At 39.8% G+C, this 15089-nt stretch carries 11 protein-coding genes and 1 tRNA gene; 5 read left to right on the top strand and 7 right to left on the bottom strand.

The features are described from left to right. Positions 1-71: 71 nt before the first annotated feature. From JBW_RS02300 to JBW_RS02290, 3 genes are all read right to left on the bottom strand, one after another. Positions 72-1874, bottom strand: coding sequence for a carbon starvation protein A (locus tag JBW_RS02300; protein ID WP_007958693.1), 1803 nt, complete (start codon positions 1872-1874; stop codon positions 72-74). Between the two features lie 303 nt (positions 1875-2177). Beyond that, positions 2178-3440, bottom strand: coding sequence for an NAD(P)/FAD-dependent oxidoreductase (locus tag JBW_RS02295; protein ID WP_007958691.1), 1263 nt, complete (start codon positions 3438-3440; stop codon positions 2178-2180). 331 nt (positions 3441-3771) lie between these two features. Beyond that, positions 3772-5163 (bottom strand): NAD(P)/FAD-dependent oxidoreductase, encoded by a 1392-nt coding sequence (locus JBW_RS02290; protein ID WP_007958690.1) that lies wholly within the window; start codon positions 5161-5163, stop codon positions 3772-3774. Positions 5164-5642: 479 nt separating this feature from the next. On the opposite strand from JBW_RS02290, the gene JBW_RS02285 reads away from it, so the two are divergent. The 4 genes from JBW_RS02285 (at position 5643) to JBW_RS02270 (ending at position 8566) form a co-directional block, all read left to right on the top strand. Then, positions 5643-7073 (top strand): ammonium transporter, encoded by a 1431-nt coding sequence (locus JBW_RS02285; RefSeq protein WP_007958689.1) that lies wholly within the window; start codon positions 5643-5645, stop codon positions 7071-7073. 22 nt (positions 7074-7095) lie between these two features. Next, the gene (locus JBW_RS02280; protein ID WP_007958688.1) at positions 7096-7467 is read left to right on the top strand and encodes a P-II family nitrogen regulator; all 372 of its coding nucleotides are present in this window, start codon (positions 7096-7098) and stop codon (positions 7465-7467) included. A gap of 385 nt (positions 7468-7852) precedes the next feature. Further along, entirely contained in the window at positions 7853-8221 is a 369-nt protein-coding gene (locus JBW_RS02275; protein ID WP_007958687.1) for a P-II family nitrogen regulator, read from the top strand. Between the two features lie 90 nt (positions 8222-8311). Then, on the top strand, positions 8312-8566 hold the full coding sequence (locus tag JBW_RS02270) for a hypothetical protein (RefSeq protein WP_007958686.1): 255 nt from the start codon (positions 8312-8314) through the stop codon (positions 8564-8566). Between the two features lie 100 nt (positions 8567-8666). Here the strand turns inward: JBW_RS02270 and JBW_RS02265 are convergent, their stop codons facing one another. The 4 genes from JBW_RS02265 to JBW_RS02250 all read right to left on the bottom strand — a co-directional run bounded on the left by JBW_RS02265 (position 8667) and on the right by JBW_RS02250 (position 14659). After that, a complete protein-coding gene (locus JBW_RS02265) occupies positions 8667-11231 on the bottom strand; it encodes a PAS domain-containing hybrid sensor histidine kinase/response regulator (RefSeq protein WP_007958683.1) in 2565 nt (854 codons plus the stop codon). Between the two features lie 177 nt (positions 11232-11408). Next, positions 11409-12020 carry a response regulator transcription factor gene (locus tag JBW_RS02260; RefSeq protein WP_007958681.1) on the bottom strand — a complete coding sequence of 204 codons (612 nt, stop codon included), beginning with the start codon at positions 12018-12020 and terminating at the stop codon, positions 11409-11411. 98 nt (positions 12021-12118) lie between these two features. After that, the gene (locus tag JBW_RS02255) at positions 12119-12568 is read right to left on the bottom strand and encodes a hypothetical protein (protein ID WP_007958679.1); all 450 of its coding nucleotides are present in this window, start codon (positions 12566-12568) and stop codon (positions 12119-12121) included. A gap of 111 nt (positions 12569-12679) precedes the next feature. Next, complete coding sequence (locus tag JBW_RS02250) at positions 12680-14659, bottom strand: DNA topoisomerase 3 (protein WP_007958677.1); 1980 nt, start codon at positions 14657-14659, stop codon at positions 12680-12682. A 250-nt stretch (positions 14660-14909) separates the two neighbouring features. Here JBW_RS02250 and JBW_RS02245 point away from each other — a divergent pair. Beyond that, positions 14910-14985, top strand: a tRNA-Gln gene (locus JBW_RS02245). The last annotated feature ends 104 nt before the right edge of the window (positions 14986-15089 follow it).

Below are 15089 nucleotides of genomic sequence, written 5' to 3'. Positions count from 1 at the left end.
TTCCTTTGTTTCCCCTATAACAAAAAATAAGCTCCGAGCATGCGGAGCTTATTTTTTCTTTTATATTCTCTCTAATTGATTATGGATTTGGGTGCGGGTGTTTCGCTATAATCAGGTGGAACCGTTCGTGACAGATGCACCCAGCGAATGATAGAGTCAACGAGAACAATGATTACTAGTATAAACATGATACCGCTTACACCAGCTAGCAGGTAATTTTTTGCTGGTAAATATGTATTGAAAATATTCATATAATCAGCGGTGAATGTAACTGTTGCTAAAAACATCATGGGCATAATGGTGATCCAGGCATAACGCCCTCGACCCATACGGAAGAGCATGGTAGTACCGATTGCTAACGTCAAGGTGCCTAATAGCTGATTCGAAACACCAAATAAAGGCCAAATCGTAGAAATATTCCCCTGAAGTACCAGATAGCCCCAAGCAAAACAAATTAAAGCACTAGTAAAGATGATACCGGGCCACCAGTGAGTGTTTTTGAGTGGTTTATAGATCACGCCACCCATTTCTTGTAATAGATAACGGCCAACGCGAGTACCAGCATCAATCAACGTCAAAATGAATAAGGCTTCAAACATGATACAAAAATGGTACCAAAAGGACATGAGTGATTCCATTCCTGGTATTTTGGAGAAAATATGAGCCATACCGACAGCCAAAGAAACGGCACCACCGGGACGCCCTGTTATATTTTCGCCAACCATTTCTGACAAATGGGGCAATTGGTCTACGACTAATCCTAATTTTGCAAATGCTGCCGGAGTAGAGTTGATGGCAAAATAATCAGCCGGATTCAAACTGGTAGCAGCAATCAATGCCATTAAAGCAACAAAACTTTCAACTAACATAGCACCGTAGCCAATAGGGAGAATCTCTCTTTCATTCATGATCATTTTCGGCGTCGTACCGGTACTAATTAAGGAGTGAAAACCAGATAACGCACCACAGGCAATGGTAATAAAGACAAACGGCCAAGCAGGACCGCCAATAACGGGTCCACCGCCATTCACAAATTGACTGAATGCAGGCATTTGGATTTCAGGTCTAACTACAATAATACCAATAGTCAAAGCAGCAATGGTACCAATTTTCATATAGGTACTCAAGTAATCTCGTGGTGCCAGTAGCAGCCACACTGGCAATGCAGCGGCAAAGAAACCGTAAAAGGCTAGCATAATTGATAATTGCCTCACGTCAAATGTAAAATACGGTGCCAATGAAGAATGCTGAATCCATGGACCGACAAAAACAGCAGACAAAACCAATAGTACACCAATGATAGAAGCTTCCTGGATTTTCCCAGGGCGCAGCCAGCGCAGGTAAATACCAATAAAAATGGCAATCGGAATGGTGGCAGCAACCGTGAATGTACCCCAAGGGCTATTGTACAAAGCATTTGCTACTACCACTGCCATACCAGCCAGGGTAATCACCAGCAAAAATAAAACTGCAATCGAAGTACAAAAACCAGATATATTACTGACTTCCTTCTTTGCTATTTGTGCCACTGATAAACCATTGTGGCGAACTGAGGCGAACAGGATTACCATATCATGGACAGCCCCAGCAAAAACAGCACCAATTAATAACCACAGCGTTCCTGGCAGATAACCAAACTGGGCAGCAATAACCGGACCTACTAATGGACCAGCACCAGCTATGGCTGCAAAATGATGACCAAAGGTAACCCATTTGTTTGTGGGAACGTAATCCCGCCCATCGTCCATACTTACCGCAGGAGTAACCCGTTCTGAATTCAGCGTAAGCACTTTGGCAGCTATAAAGGAACCATAAATGCGATACGCAAGGGTTAACCAAAGCGCGGCAATAATAACAAGATAAATACCGTTCACAATAAACCTCCTCCTTGTTTTCTAAATACTCTTTAAGATTCCACCTATACCATACCCCAAGTACTACCATTGGGAAACAAAAAATAGCTCAATGGAATAAATTAATCGATAATCAGAAAGGAATCAGGGTTCATTGGAAATAACCAATTGAAACGCGAAGGCGCGAAGATGCGAAGAACACGAAGGAATATCGTATAATCCCTTCGTGTCCTTCCTACTCTTCGCGTCTTCGCGTTTCAAAAGGTTTTATTTTTTCCCTATCCTCTATGGTTCAAGTTCTTCTTTAAAGAAACTTAGATTTTCTTATTGTCTCTGCCGAGTAATAATGCGCACGACTCTTTCATATACAAGATAGTCCCACATCCATTTTACAAATACAACGGCACGATTACGAAAATCAATGAGTCGTAAAATGTGTACAAAGGACCAGATAGCCCAAGCAATAAATCCATGAGTCTTAAAGTTTCCCATATGCACAACCGCTGCATTACGTCCAATGGTTGCCATGTTTCCCACATCTCTATATGTGAATTTTTTAAGTTCCTTGCCGCGTATTAAGCTGCGTATATTCTTTGCCGCGACTTCAGCCTGTTGTATCGCTACAGGCGCCACCATCGGCAAAGGTCTTTCCCCTTGTATAAATTGAGCTGAATCGCCAATCACAAATACTTCGGGACGGTTAGGCAGCTGCAAAAATTCATTTACAATCGCCCGCCTCATACTGGCCTGCTCAACCTTTAATGTATCTAGCAAGGAATTGGCTTTTACCCCTGCTGCCCAAACTACAGTATAGGTTGGAATCACTTCGCCGCCCTTTAGACTCATTTTTTCCCCATTATAGTCTGTGACCTGTACACACAAACGTACTTCTACATGTTTACGGATTAAAGTTTCTACAGTAGCATCACGCAATTCTTTTGGCATGGTTGCAAATAATTTGTCCGAAGCCTCGACTAACATAATGCGTACTTCTTTAAAATTCATGTTATGGTATTCCTTTACCATAACATGGTAAATCAATTCCGATAAAGCACCCGCAGATTCCACACCAGTAGGACCACCGCCTACAATCACAAAGGTTAATAACGCTCGACGCTTATCAGCATCTTTCTCATGAGCTGCCAATTCAAACATACGCAGTACATGATTACGGATCATAACGGATTCATCTAAGGTTTTCATGCCAAAACCGTTTTTCTCCATAGACTCCATACCAAAATAATTTGTCGAACCACCTGCTGCGATCACCAAATAGTCATAACCAATTTCACCAGTATTCATGGTAACGACTTTATTATCAAAATCCACATCCGATACTTCTGCTAAACGAAAATCTACATTTTTCTGATCTCTAAATATAGCACGAACAGGATACGCAATATCATCTACAGATAATCCAGCCGTTGCCACTTGATATAGTAACGGTTGAAATAAATGATAATTATACTTATCGATAAGGGTAATTTTCACCTCATGCTTTGCCAGTGCACGGGCTGTACGAATCCCGCCAAAACCAGCCCCAATAATTACAATATGAGGTGGTTTTACCGCTGTTTCATTTTGCATTTTTATGTCCTCCGTCTCTTTCTTTCACTTCTCTATAACAATAACATATTCATAAGTAACATTCACACTCTCTGACAGGCTGTCTAATCTATTTTTACTCCCTAAATCTCAATTAATCGTCTTTTTTCTCTTTTTTTCGCTATAACAAAAAGCTATCTATCTTATAGTTTTTTTCAATGAATTCTGTCTATTTTTTCACGTAACCTTGCAAGACTTGGATTCAGCTTGTGAAAACGAATCGAACCGCGAAGATGTAATTCTTCGCGGTTCATTGTTTTTTTATAAATGCTACACATTTTAATGAAACTTATGCTTTCTTTATTGGTAATTATTATATATCTTTTTGCATTCTCTGGTGAATCACTCTAGCAACATGTATGCCGCTGGCACTGGCCTGAGATAGACCGCGTGTGATACCTGCTCCATCTCCAATACCAAACATATTCGGGATCTGAGTCTCTAGCTGCTCTGTCAGCTTTAAGCGAGAACTATAAAACTTTACTTCTACACCATATAGCAAAGTATCATCATTTGCCATCCCAGGTGCAATTTTATCCAAGGCATAAATCATTTCAATTAAATTATCTAGATGACGTTTTGGCAAAACCAAACTCAAATCTCCTGGGGTCGCAGCAAGAGTTGGCTTGGTAAAGCTTTGGTCTAATCGATGTTCATTGGTTCTGCGCCCTTTTATCAAATCACCAAAACGTTGTACTAGCACTCCGCCACCTAGCATATTAGAGAAAGAAGCAATTCGCTTACCATATTGTTGTGGTTCGTTAAAAGGCTCTGTGAAACGATTACTAACTAATAAAGCAAAGTTCGTATTTTTACTATGAAGTTTTTCGTCACGATAGCTATGGCCATTCACTGTAATAATACCATCTGTATTTTCTGCCACCACATATCCTTTGGGATTCATACAAAAGGTACGAACCAAATCTCCATATTGCTTCGTACGATACACTAACTTCGCTTCGTATACTTCATCTGTAATATGCTGAAACACTTCTGCGGGAATTTCCACTCGCACACCAACATCCACTTGATTGCTGGAAATCGTCAGTCCCATCTTTAGGCATTTTTCAGAAAACCATTCTGAACCGGCGCGACCAGGAGCTGCAATTAAATAGTCACAGCAAATCTCTTCCTGGCTATTTTCCATTTTTACAATAAAGCCTTCTTCTTGCTTTTGAAAATCTTCTACGTGTTTATTAAACACGATCGTCATTTTATCTTTTAAAAATTCATAAATACACTTTAAAATATGCAAATTATTTTCTGTACCTAAATGACGAACTTTTGCTTGCAGCAGATGTAAATCATGAGCAATTGCACTCTTGCGAATGCTGCTGTTCTTGGTCGTGAAGAATTCCTTAGGTGCTCCATATTTCATATTAATCGAATCTACATAATCAATTAACTCTTCCACTTGCGCATCTGTAAGATACTCATTTAGCCAGCCTCCAAATTCGCTGGTAAAATTATACTTACCATCAGAGAAGGCTCCTGCCCCACCAAATCCACGCATAATACTGCACGGTTTGCAGTTTATGCAATGCTTCACTTTCTTTTCTGCTATGGGACATGTCCTATGATAAATATCATGGCCTTCTTCAATCATAGCTAAAGAAATAGCTGGATTGCTGGACACTAGTTCATAGGCGGCAAAAATTGCCGACGGACCTCCGCCAATAATCACTACATCATATTTGCTTTGCATTATCTTGCTCCTTCCCATCCATATTTACGTTAGTAAAACGCTACGCGATTTATTTTTTCGTGCACTCCTTTGCGTGCCGCGTTAGCGGCATTGTGCCTTTGTGGTTCATAAACTCTTTATGATTAAGCTTCTATATATAATACAACATTAAAAATAGACTTGTACTTTTACACTTTTTACAAATCCAGAAATTATTATAACCTATTTTTATCGAATTTTATATAGAAATATATTATTTTTGTTCGGATTTTTATTTTGCGTTTCTTTATTGACATGATTATAAAACATTGATATAATTCATTTATAAAATTTTATACGAAATAGGCAATGACGCCTTCGCAAAGTACTCGCGGAGGTTTTTTCTGTCTATTAGGGACAATGGCGTCCTAAAGGTCTCACCACCTTTAGACGCTTTTTTATTTGCCCAAAAGTATAAAATACTATATCTTACGATCTAATTAATCATGGGAGGTTTTAACATGAAAAAGCTATTGACTATTATGAGCACTTCTGTCCTTATGATGCTGCTTAGTCTCGGAACAGCCTTCGCAGAAGGCGTAGAAGCAGCTACCGAGGTTGCTACCATCGACACAGGTGATACCACTTTTATTCTGTTAAGTGCTGCACTGGTAATGCTTATGACACCTGGTTTAGCCTTATTTTATGGTGGTATGGTAAGAACTAAAAACGTACTGAGCACTCTTATGCAAAGTTTTTTTATCATCGGACTTATTACTGTACAATGGGTACTATGGGGCTACTCTCTCTCTTTTGGACCTGATATCAACCATATCATCGGCAGCTTAGCCTGGTTCGGCTTAAACGATGTAGGTCAATTACCAAATGCCGACTATGCTGCAACGATACCCCATCTGCTTTTTATGGTTTTTCAATGTATGTTCGCCATTATTACAGCTGCTTTAATTACAGGTTCCTTTGCTGAACGTATGAGGTTCTCCGCTTTCGCTGTATTTATTGTCATTTGGGCCACCGTTGTGTATGACCCTCTTGCACACTGGGTATGGGGTGTCGGTGGCTGGATGCGGGAAATGGGCATCTTGGATTTCGCCGGCGGAACGGTTGTTCATATTTCCTCAGGTATTTCTGGTTTAGTAGTTGCTTTATTTATTGGCAAACGCAAGGGATACGGCACGGAAATTATGCTGCCTCACCATTTGCCTATGACCCTTATCGGTGCTTCTCTTCTCTGGTTTGGCTGGTTCGGCTTTAATGCCGGAAGTGCATTGTCAGCCAATGGCTTAGCAGTCAGCGCTTTCGTTGTTACTCACGTAGCTGCAGCTGCTGCTACACTCGCTTGGGTTTTAACCGAATGGCTCTACCATGGCAAACCCACTATACTAGGCGCAGCGAGCGGTTGTGTGGCCGGTCTTGTGGCAATCACTCCTGCTGCAGGTTTTGTTAGTGTAATACCTGCTATTGTGATCGGTTTAGCTGGCGGTGCAATCTGTTTCTTTGCTGTTAGTATTTTAAAAGCAAAACTTGGTTATGATGATGCTCTTGATGCTTTTGGTGTTCACGGAATTGGCGGTACTTGGGGTGCAATCGCCACAGGTCTATTCGCCTCTACAGCTGTAAATCCAGCTGGCGCTGATGGATTATTTTTTGGCAATCCTGATCTTGTTTTCACTCAATTATTCGGCGTTGCAGTTACCTGGGTTTTTGCAGCTGTTATGACCTTTGTGATATTAAAAGTAATTAGTGTATTCATGCAAGTACGTTCTGATGAAAACCATGAAGACATAGGCCTAGATATTGCAGAACACGGTGAACGGGGTTATAGTTATCAAGATATAACTGCCGGTTCTCCTCTAAGCTTTTCTCATGTTGCCAGTCAATCAGAACCAATCAATAGTTCAATTTTACAAGCCTCACATTCTAAATCTCACTAAATCAGAAAGGTGGTAATCCTTCATGCGAAAAATAACCAAAATTGATGTAGTGACTCGCCCCGGTAAATTGGAAGAGTTAAAAGAAGCCTTGGCTGACATTGGTGTAATGGGCATGACAGTAAGCCAGGTATTTGGCTGCGGCTTGCAAAAAGGTCATACTGAAGTATACCGTGGTAAAGAATATAATATTAATCTTTTAGCTGGCATAAAAGTGGAAATCGTAGTATGCGAAGTTCCTGTCACAACCGTAATTGAAACGGTGAAAAAAGTATGTCGCACCGGTAAAATCGGCGATGGTAAGATATTTGTTTATCCCATTGAAAATGCCGTTAGAATTCGCACTGGCGAAGAAGGCGACATTGCCATTATGGATCGTCAAGAAGATAACTCCTAATACATGTTTACTAACATTCCCTCTTTTCGATAATCCTCCTTTTGAACCTGACAGTTTCTACTGTCAGGTTCTTTCTTGCTATACGCGGCACAAAAAACGCTACACGTCCTTTAGCAAACCGAACCGCAGAGGCGCAGAGAGCACAAGTAAATAAAACCCTTTGTATCCTTTGCGTCTTTGTGGTTACTCTAATATATGTTCACTAACATATGGAATCTATCTTAGAGTCTTGCCTGAATGTCCCTCACTTTATGCATTATATTGAATTTCCCCATACATTATTACCAATGGTCAGGAGGAATCTAACCGTAAATAGCTAATTATCAGTATATGCAGCATCTTCACTTCGTTGCTTCTTACATTATGATGAAAGGCGGTAGTCACCATGTCGATCATGACCAAAATCGATATTATCACCCGTCCTGGCAAGCTGGAGGAATTGAAAGAAGCATTAAATGCAATCGGAGTTACAGGTATGACCGTAAGTCAAGTATTTGGCTGCGGGCTACAAAAAGGTCATACTGAAATATACCGAGGTAAAGAATATAACATTAATCTTTTAGCTGGAATCAAGATAGAAATTGTTGTATGCAAAGTTCCCGTAGAAAAAGTAGTGGCAGCTGTAAAGAAAGTCTGCTCCACGGGAAAAATCGGCGACGGTAAGATTTTTATCTATCCTATTGAAAACGCAGTGCGAATTCGCACGGGAGAAGAAGGACCTGGCGCTATCCTTGATCCTAAAGATATCCCATAACACACCTTGACGCAGCAGCAGTGGAAAATGTATAATAAGTCAACCAAAAATTACATATATTTATATCATTGATAAAGACAGGGGAATTATATGAACGAAGAAATACTAAACAAAATATTAGTTTCGATGGAGAATATCAACAAGCGCCTTGACAGCTTAGAAGAATTAACTTCAGGAGAATTGCAAAAATTACACGCAAACATTGATCTGTTATCAGAGGATCAGCAAGATGATATTGTCACCACTTTATATCGAATGGATGCAAAAATTACTGCAATATTAGAAACCCAAAGACTTAACTTTGAAATTCTTAAAGTTTTTTCAAATGATTCCGTACATCACTAAAATGCTACGGGTTCTAAAATTAATGAGCCACACCAGACAGAGAAAACACATACTTTTAATATAGTGAATGAAAAAATACACGGCCCTGCCGTGTATTTTTTCATTCTTTTGTATTGGGTAATTCTCGCCATGCCTGCTGCAGCCCATCTTCCAATTCTTTGACAGCTACTTGCAATTTGACAAAAACCTGCTCAATATCAATAAGCTGACCTACATCTCCCATATGCTCTAGTTGCGCTGCATATTCCACAACTGTCTGATTTCCGAAATACGTTGCTGCACCTTTTAAGCGATGAGCACTAAGCTTCAAGTGGCTGGCATTTTTTTCGTTTACAGCCTGCTCTATATTTCGCATATATTGCGTACCATTGTCCAAAAAGCAGCTAATAACAGCCTTCACTGTATCCAGATCACCCTGACAAATGCTCAAAAGCTGATCCAAGTAGGGATTGGCTGCCACTTCCCTCGGCTCCTCGCCCATTTCTTCTTGCCCCTCAGGATTCACATACCGCTCATAAAATAGTTTTCTGACTACATTATTTAATACCTCAGCATCTAGAGGTTTACTAATATATTCATCCATCCCGCAAGACATCAAACGTTCCCGGTCCCCCTTCATCGCATAAGCTGTCATAGCCACAATCGGAATATGCCGTTCATCCGCCCATTGTTCTTCTAGATCACGAATCGCAGCTGTCGTTTGTACCCCATCCATCTCAGGCATTTGTATGTCCATAAAAATAATATCAAATTGCTCTTTATTAAAGAATTCTATCGCCTGTTTTCCATTGGAGGCTAATGTAACATTGTGACCTTGATTGGTCAGCATTTTAACAGCTACCTTTTGATTGATAAATTCATCCTCCACTAATAAAACTTGCAGCTTCTCAATACGTTCCAATTCTTTACTACTTTCGGACTGTTTGGGTTGCTCTAATGGATGATTGCCCAAAGGCATTTGGCTAACCTCGAAGGCAACGGTAAAATAAAAAGAACTACCTTTGTCTATGCTGCTTTCTACCCATACTCTACCACCCATGATTTCTACCAAGTGTTTCACAATACTAAGTCCTAAGCCCGTCCCGCCATATTTTCTCGTGGTAGAAGAGTCGACTTGGGTAAATTTATGAAAAATAATATTAATTTTTTCTGGGGGAATCCCGATTCCCGTATCCCGTACAACAAATAATAAATTCACCTGATTATCAAGGTATTGCTTAACATTCACTGCAATTGAAACTAAGCCGGTCTTCGTGAACTTTACCGCATTATCTGCTAAATTCATTACAATTTGCTGCAGACGCCGAGGATCACCACACAATCCATCGGGTACATCATGGGCGATATGAATCACACACTGCAAACCCTTTTTCTTTGCTTTCATTCTTAAGATACGATGAAATTCGCTCATTACATCCCGCAGGGAGAAACAAATACTTTCTAATTCCAGTTTTCCATCCCGAACTTTTGAAAAATCAAGTAAGTCATTTAATAAAACCAGCAGTTTTTCCCCTGAAACCTGTACCAATTCTAAGCACTCCCGTTGATCTGGCTGCAATTTTGTCCCTAGCGCCAGTTTCGCCATTCCTAAAATACCATTCATCGGCGTGCGAAGCTCATGGCTAATAATTGCTAGAAAATCATCCTTTGCCCGATTTGCTTTTTCAGCTTTCTCTTTTGCTTCCCGCAGTGCTTTTTCCAGTTGCATCTTTTCGGTAAAATCTTCTAAAATCAAAAAAGATAATACCATTTCGCCAATTACTTTCGTTGTAAGATTCACAGATAAATCTTTTACTTCTCCTGAAGCTAAGGCGTGCCTTGCCATAAACTGATACTCTCCAACATTTGCATATTGACTGCTATTCTTTTCTCCACGTTTATCAGGGTACTCAATAAATTCTTGTATCAGACAACCAATTAAGGGGGATTCATAGAAATTTTCTGCTGCTGCATTGGCTTCTAAGATATGACCCGTCTTGCTTTCAATTATCATCATCATGGCTTGATGGTGATTAAACATCATATGAGCTAAGGCTTCCGTTTGCAGTAATTTTTCTTCTGACTGCAATAATTGCTGAAAGCGTTGTTCCGCCAACATACGGCTGGTAACATCACAGAGCACAATCACCCTGCCAAAATTTTTTCCCCGATGCTGCAAAGGCGTAGAGTTGACTTCATAATAGCTCTCATCTTGCTGAAGCATCGTCGTGTATTTTTGAAACTTTTCGCCTTGTATAGCTTGCACTAGCCACGTTGATGCGATTCTTTCTACAACGGCCCCTACAACATTACTTTTCTTAATGCCTAAGATTTTCTCCAACTGGGCATTCATATCCAATATTCGATCCTTCGTATCAAGTACGAGAATACCATCCTCCATATTCTCAACAGCTAAGCTTTTTGCGGCTGGAACAATCTCAAAGAACTTAAATGCAATAAAGCTAACTACAATACATAAAAAGGTGATACTAGCACTTATCATTGCAATATCTAAACCTTCATATAATAAGAAACCGACAATTTGTAATGTAATACCAATAAAAGCTACACTCCAAAAAAGCCATAATCCGTATATAAAACGATATCGCCAAGTATAAAAGGACATCGCATATGATATGCCGACTATAATTAACAATAGAATCAATGACAAATTTATATGTTCCATGAAAATCACCTTCTCAAATACGATTACCACTTATTCATAATATAGATGATTTACTTCTAAACCGCATCTGCCAAAAGATATAGTTTTGCAATAACTTGAAATAAATTGTTTCACCAAAATTGTTCGAATATGAAATAAAATAGGAATATCTTTCTTAGATATTCCAAGAACCTTATGTTATCTTGATATAAGTCCTATACTTTTTGCTTTCGCCACTGCCTTAATACGGTTATTCACTGCTAATTTACCAAAAATATGGTGCACATGAGTTTTAACGGTACCAATGGTAATCCCCATAGCCAAGGCAATTTCTCCACTGGTAAAACCAATGCCTAATAAGCGCAGAACCTCTCTTTCTCTTTCTGTTAATGGTTCTGTCAATGCAGTCTCCTCTTGGGACGTCTCGCCTGTAGATTGTCGATATTTTTCAAGACCAGCAGCAAGGGCCAGCACTAAGTCCTCTTGGCAGCAAGGCTTAACCAAGAACCGAAATACATTTCCCAAGTTCACCGCTTGCATGGCAACGTCTAAATCTGCAAAACCAGTAATCATGATCCGAACCATATTCGGTACCATAACACCTACAATTTGCAGCAGTTCGGCACCGTTCATATCGGGCATATATTGATCCGATATAATGACAGCAAACGCCTTATCTTTCTTTATAATTTCCAACGCCTCATTCGCATTTGCCGCAGTAACAATTTCAGCATGCTGCTCCAGCATTTTACTGTGCACTAATAGAGCTATACCATCATCATCAACCAATAATACTCTTTCTTTTCTCATATGAACCTCCCTATATAACTAGATATACGAATCCGCTATATAGTAAAAAAGATTTTTGGAAATCATCTATGAATCAAATTACTGCTTTTTCAACCTTTTTATTTACCCCGTATTTCTTCGAAATCTGCTGTAGTAAGAATAATCGATTGAGGTTCTGGTGCTTTTAAAAGGATCTCCAGCGTATTTTTCTTGTCATCTACGCCTCGTTTTGTAGAGTAGCGAGTTTCTTTTACAGTCTCATTATTATTTTGTAATTCAAGAGCAATCTTTAATCGGTAGTTCTTAGGTACATCAAATTCAACTCTTTCACCGCTTGAGGTTGGCTGTATAAAAAAACTTTGCCCCATGCCAGAAATTCGAATACCATCAATTTCTTTTCCTAAAAAAGGATACTTCCAGAAATAATCCGGATTCTCAATGGTTATATTTACGGTTACCTTTATGAGGTCACTATTTTGTATAGGTGCAGCCTGAACGACAGGCAGCCATATCCCTAAACCCAAGAAGGATATCATCAGTATAACAGCCTTTTTCTGAAACCACTTCATCTGTTTACCTCCTTATGCCAATAAGAAAATAATACCATATGAGGATCAAAAATGGTAGTATTCTTTGAAAATCGTTTGTATTCGACTATTATTTTCTCAAATCGAGTCTTTTTATAGCTGAGGCTGTCCATCTTTGTCATTACAAGTACCCCGGCACTCCGGAAAACGGGAGCATCCCCAAAAGGTTCCATTCTTGCCATTGCGCAGTTTTAATACACCCTGCTTACATCTTGGACACTTTACTACATTCGCATCTTTATTTTCAATTTGAACTTCTTTGGCCTTTAAACATAAGCTAGTAATAAATTCGGTCTGCTGACCAATAAAACTATTGAGCTCAGCCTTTCCTTCCACCATACGATTAAAGATAATCTCCCATATGGCTGTGGAATCAGGATAGGTTAATTCTTCCGGCAATGCATCAATGAGAAGATAAGCCGACTCCGTAGGATACAGGTATTTTTTCTTTTCTTCTAAAAAAGACCGCACTGTCAGTTCTTTTATAATAGAAGCCCGAGTGGCCTCTGTCCCAATTCCAGAAACATCTTTAAGATGTTTTTTCAATTCAGGATTCTTAACATATTTATGTATTTCCTTCATAGCCTGCAGCAGTGTACTAGAGGTAAAGCGCACTGGCGGCTTTGTTGTCTTTTTTTCTAACGTAGCACTGATAAAATCAGCCTTATCACCTTTTTGCATATTAGGCAGAGTCTTACTATCTTCATCCTCTTCCTCTTTGACTTCACCGCCATAAAGTTCTTTCCAGCCCATTGTCACGATAACTCTGCCATTAGCAACAAAATCTTCACCTGCATATTCAAGCTCCGCGCGAGTCTGATTATACACGTGAACAGGATAAAATTGCGCTACATAGGCTTGAGCAATCAAGAAGTATAAATTTCTTTCGATTTCTGGTAATGTGTTAATTTTACAGGGTACTTCCGTAGGAATGATCGCATGATGAGCCGTAATCTTTTTATCATTCCAGGCACGGCTCTTAATTTTTATATCAGCCTTTCCTGACCAGATTGCTAGCTCTTCCTGGTGACTATTGCGTAAATTAGCCAGAATGACCGTGGCATCCGCTTTTTGAGACTCAGGCAAAAAATCACAATCTGAACGAGGATAGGATGTAAGTTTCTTTTCATATAAATTCTGAACCCCCGTCAAAACAGCCTGGGGATCATATCCGTACTTTTTCCCAGCCAGAACCTGTAGAGCCGACAAAGAAAAGGGGAGGCGCTGGGGTTCTTTTTTTTCATTGGTATCACAAGATACGATAGAAACGTCCTCTTGGGCTTTTTCCAGTTTCTCAATTAATGCTTGTGCAATAACAGGATCAACTAAACGTCCTTCTGAATCCCTGCCTAGCTGTTCTTCTTTTGCTTTCCACGATGCTTTAAATGGTCCATTCTCATGTTTTATGTCTGCCTTAATTAAAAAGTAATCTGCTGCTTTAAAGTTTTTTATTTCTCGCTCCCGTCTTACTACCAACGCAAGAGTAGGAGTCTTAACCCGACCGATGGGTAATGTAATGTCGTGACCAGCGCTTTGGGCGGCTAACGTAAACGCACGAGACAGGTTCATCCCAACAAGCCAATCAGCCCGCGAACGAGCTAAAGCCGACTGATTTAAATTAAAAAAATCCTGATTACTGCGCAGATTCGTAAGTGCTTTTTTTATACTTTTTTCATCCAGTGCATTTACAAGAATGCGCATGACTGGTTTTTCATTATGAGTATAGCCTAATACTTCATCCACCAGCAATTGACCCTCCCGATCCGGGTCACCTGCATGAACAATTTCTGCGGCTTTACCAATGAGAGTCTTAATAATATTAAATTGCTTCATGCAAGAATCAGCCACTAACAGCTTCCACTCTGCTGGAATAATGGGTAAATCCGCAGCCCGCCATTTTTTATACTTTTCATCATATTCTCCCGGTTCTGCTTGGCGAAGAATGTGACCAAATACCCAAGTCACGACCCCGCCGCCGGTTTCAATATATCCATCTTTGCGAACGAGAGGGCCAGGCAGGCATTTTGCAAGTTCTGCTGCCATACTCGGTTTCTCTGCAATAAATAATTTCATGCGACTCTCCCTGTCATCTATTTTAAACCTGTGATTAAGTTTCATTCAATCTAGCTCCAGATTAAATTGTCCTGAACCCTTATTTTACACGATTCTTTCTAGTTACCGCAATGATTTTCTGCCAAGAAGAAAGAACATTGACAAGATATCAACAGCTACACTACATAATTATAAAAAAGAGTAGCCTTCTAGGGGAAAACGATTTGCTATTCTGAAGAAAATAGTATATAATGCATATAGGAAATTTCATTGGGGCGTCGCCAAGCTGGTAAGGCACGGGATTCTGATTCCCGCATCCGCAGGTTCGAGTCCTGCCGCCCTAGCCATGTAATTTCAAAATCAATACATTATTATGTAAAATCCCCCTGCATTCATTGCAGGGTTTTTATTATTTGAAAATGAAGAAATAGGCGTTTTTGAACCACAAAGA

Origin of the sequence: Pelosinus fermentans JBW45, from assembly GCF_000271665.2 — a bacterium.
GTDB classification, from domain to species: Bacteria; Bacillota; Negativicutes; order DSM-13327; family DSM-13327; genus Pelosinus; species Pelosinus baikalensis.
This window is presented reverse-complemented; position numbering and strand designations above follow the sequence as displayed.

Coding starts and splice junctions, on each gene's coding strand:
- JBW_RS02295 (WP_007958691.1), bottom strand. CDS start 3,440: ATGCAAAATGAAACAGCGGTAAAACCACCTCATATTGTAATTATTGGG.
- JBW_RS02290 (WP_007958690.1), bottom strand. CDS start 5,163: ATGCAAAGCAAATATGATGTAGTGATTATTGGCGGAGGTCCGTCGGCA.
- JBW_RS02285 (WP_007958689.1), top strand. CDS start 5,643: ATGAAAAAGCTATTGACTATTATGAGCACTTCTGTCCTTATGATGCTG.
- JBW_RS02280 (WP_007958688.1), top strand. CDS start 7,096: ATGCGAAAAATAACCAAAATTGATGTAGTGACTCGCCCCGGTAAATTG.
- JBW_RS02275 (WP_007958687.1), top strand. CDS start 7,853: ATGTCGATCATGACCAAAATCGATATTATCACCCGTCCTGGCAAGCTG.
- JBW_RS02270 (WP_007958686.1), top strand. CDS start 8,312: ATGAACGAAGAAATACTAAACAAAATATTAGTTTCGATGGAGAATATC.
- JBW_RS02265 (WP_007958683.1), bottom strand. CDS start 11,231: ATGGAACATATAAATTTGTCATTGATTCTATTGTTAATTATAGTCGGC.
- JBW_RS02260 (WP_007958681.1), bottom strand. CDS start 12,020: ATGAGAAAAGAAAGAGTATTATTGGTTGATGATGATGGTATAGCTCTA.
- JBW_RS02255 (WP_007958679.1), bottom strand. CDS start 12,568: ATGAAGTGGTTTCAGAAAAAGGCTGTTATACTGATGATATCCTTCTTG.
- JBW_RS02250 (WP_007958677.1), bottom strand. CDS start 14,659: ATGAAATTATTTATTGCAGAGAAACCGAGTATGGCAGCAGAACTTGCA.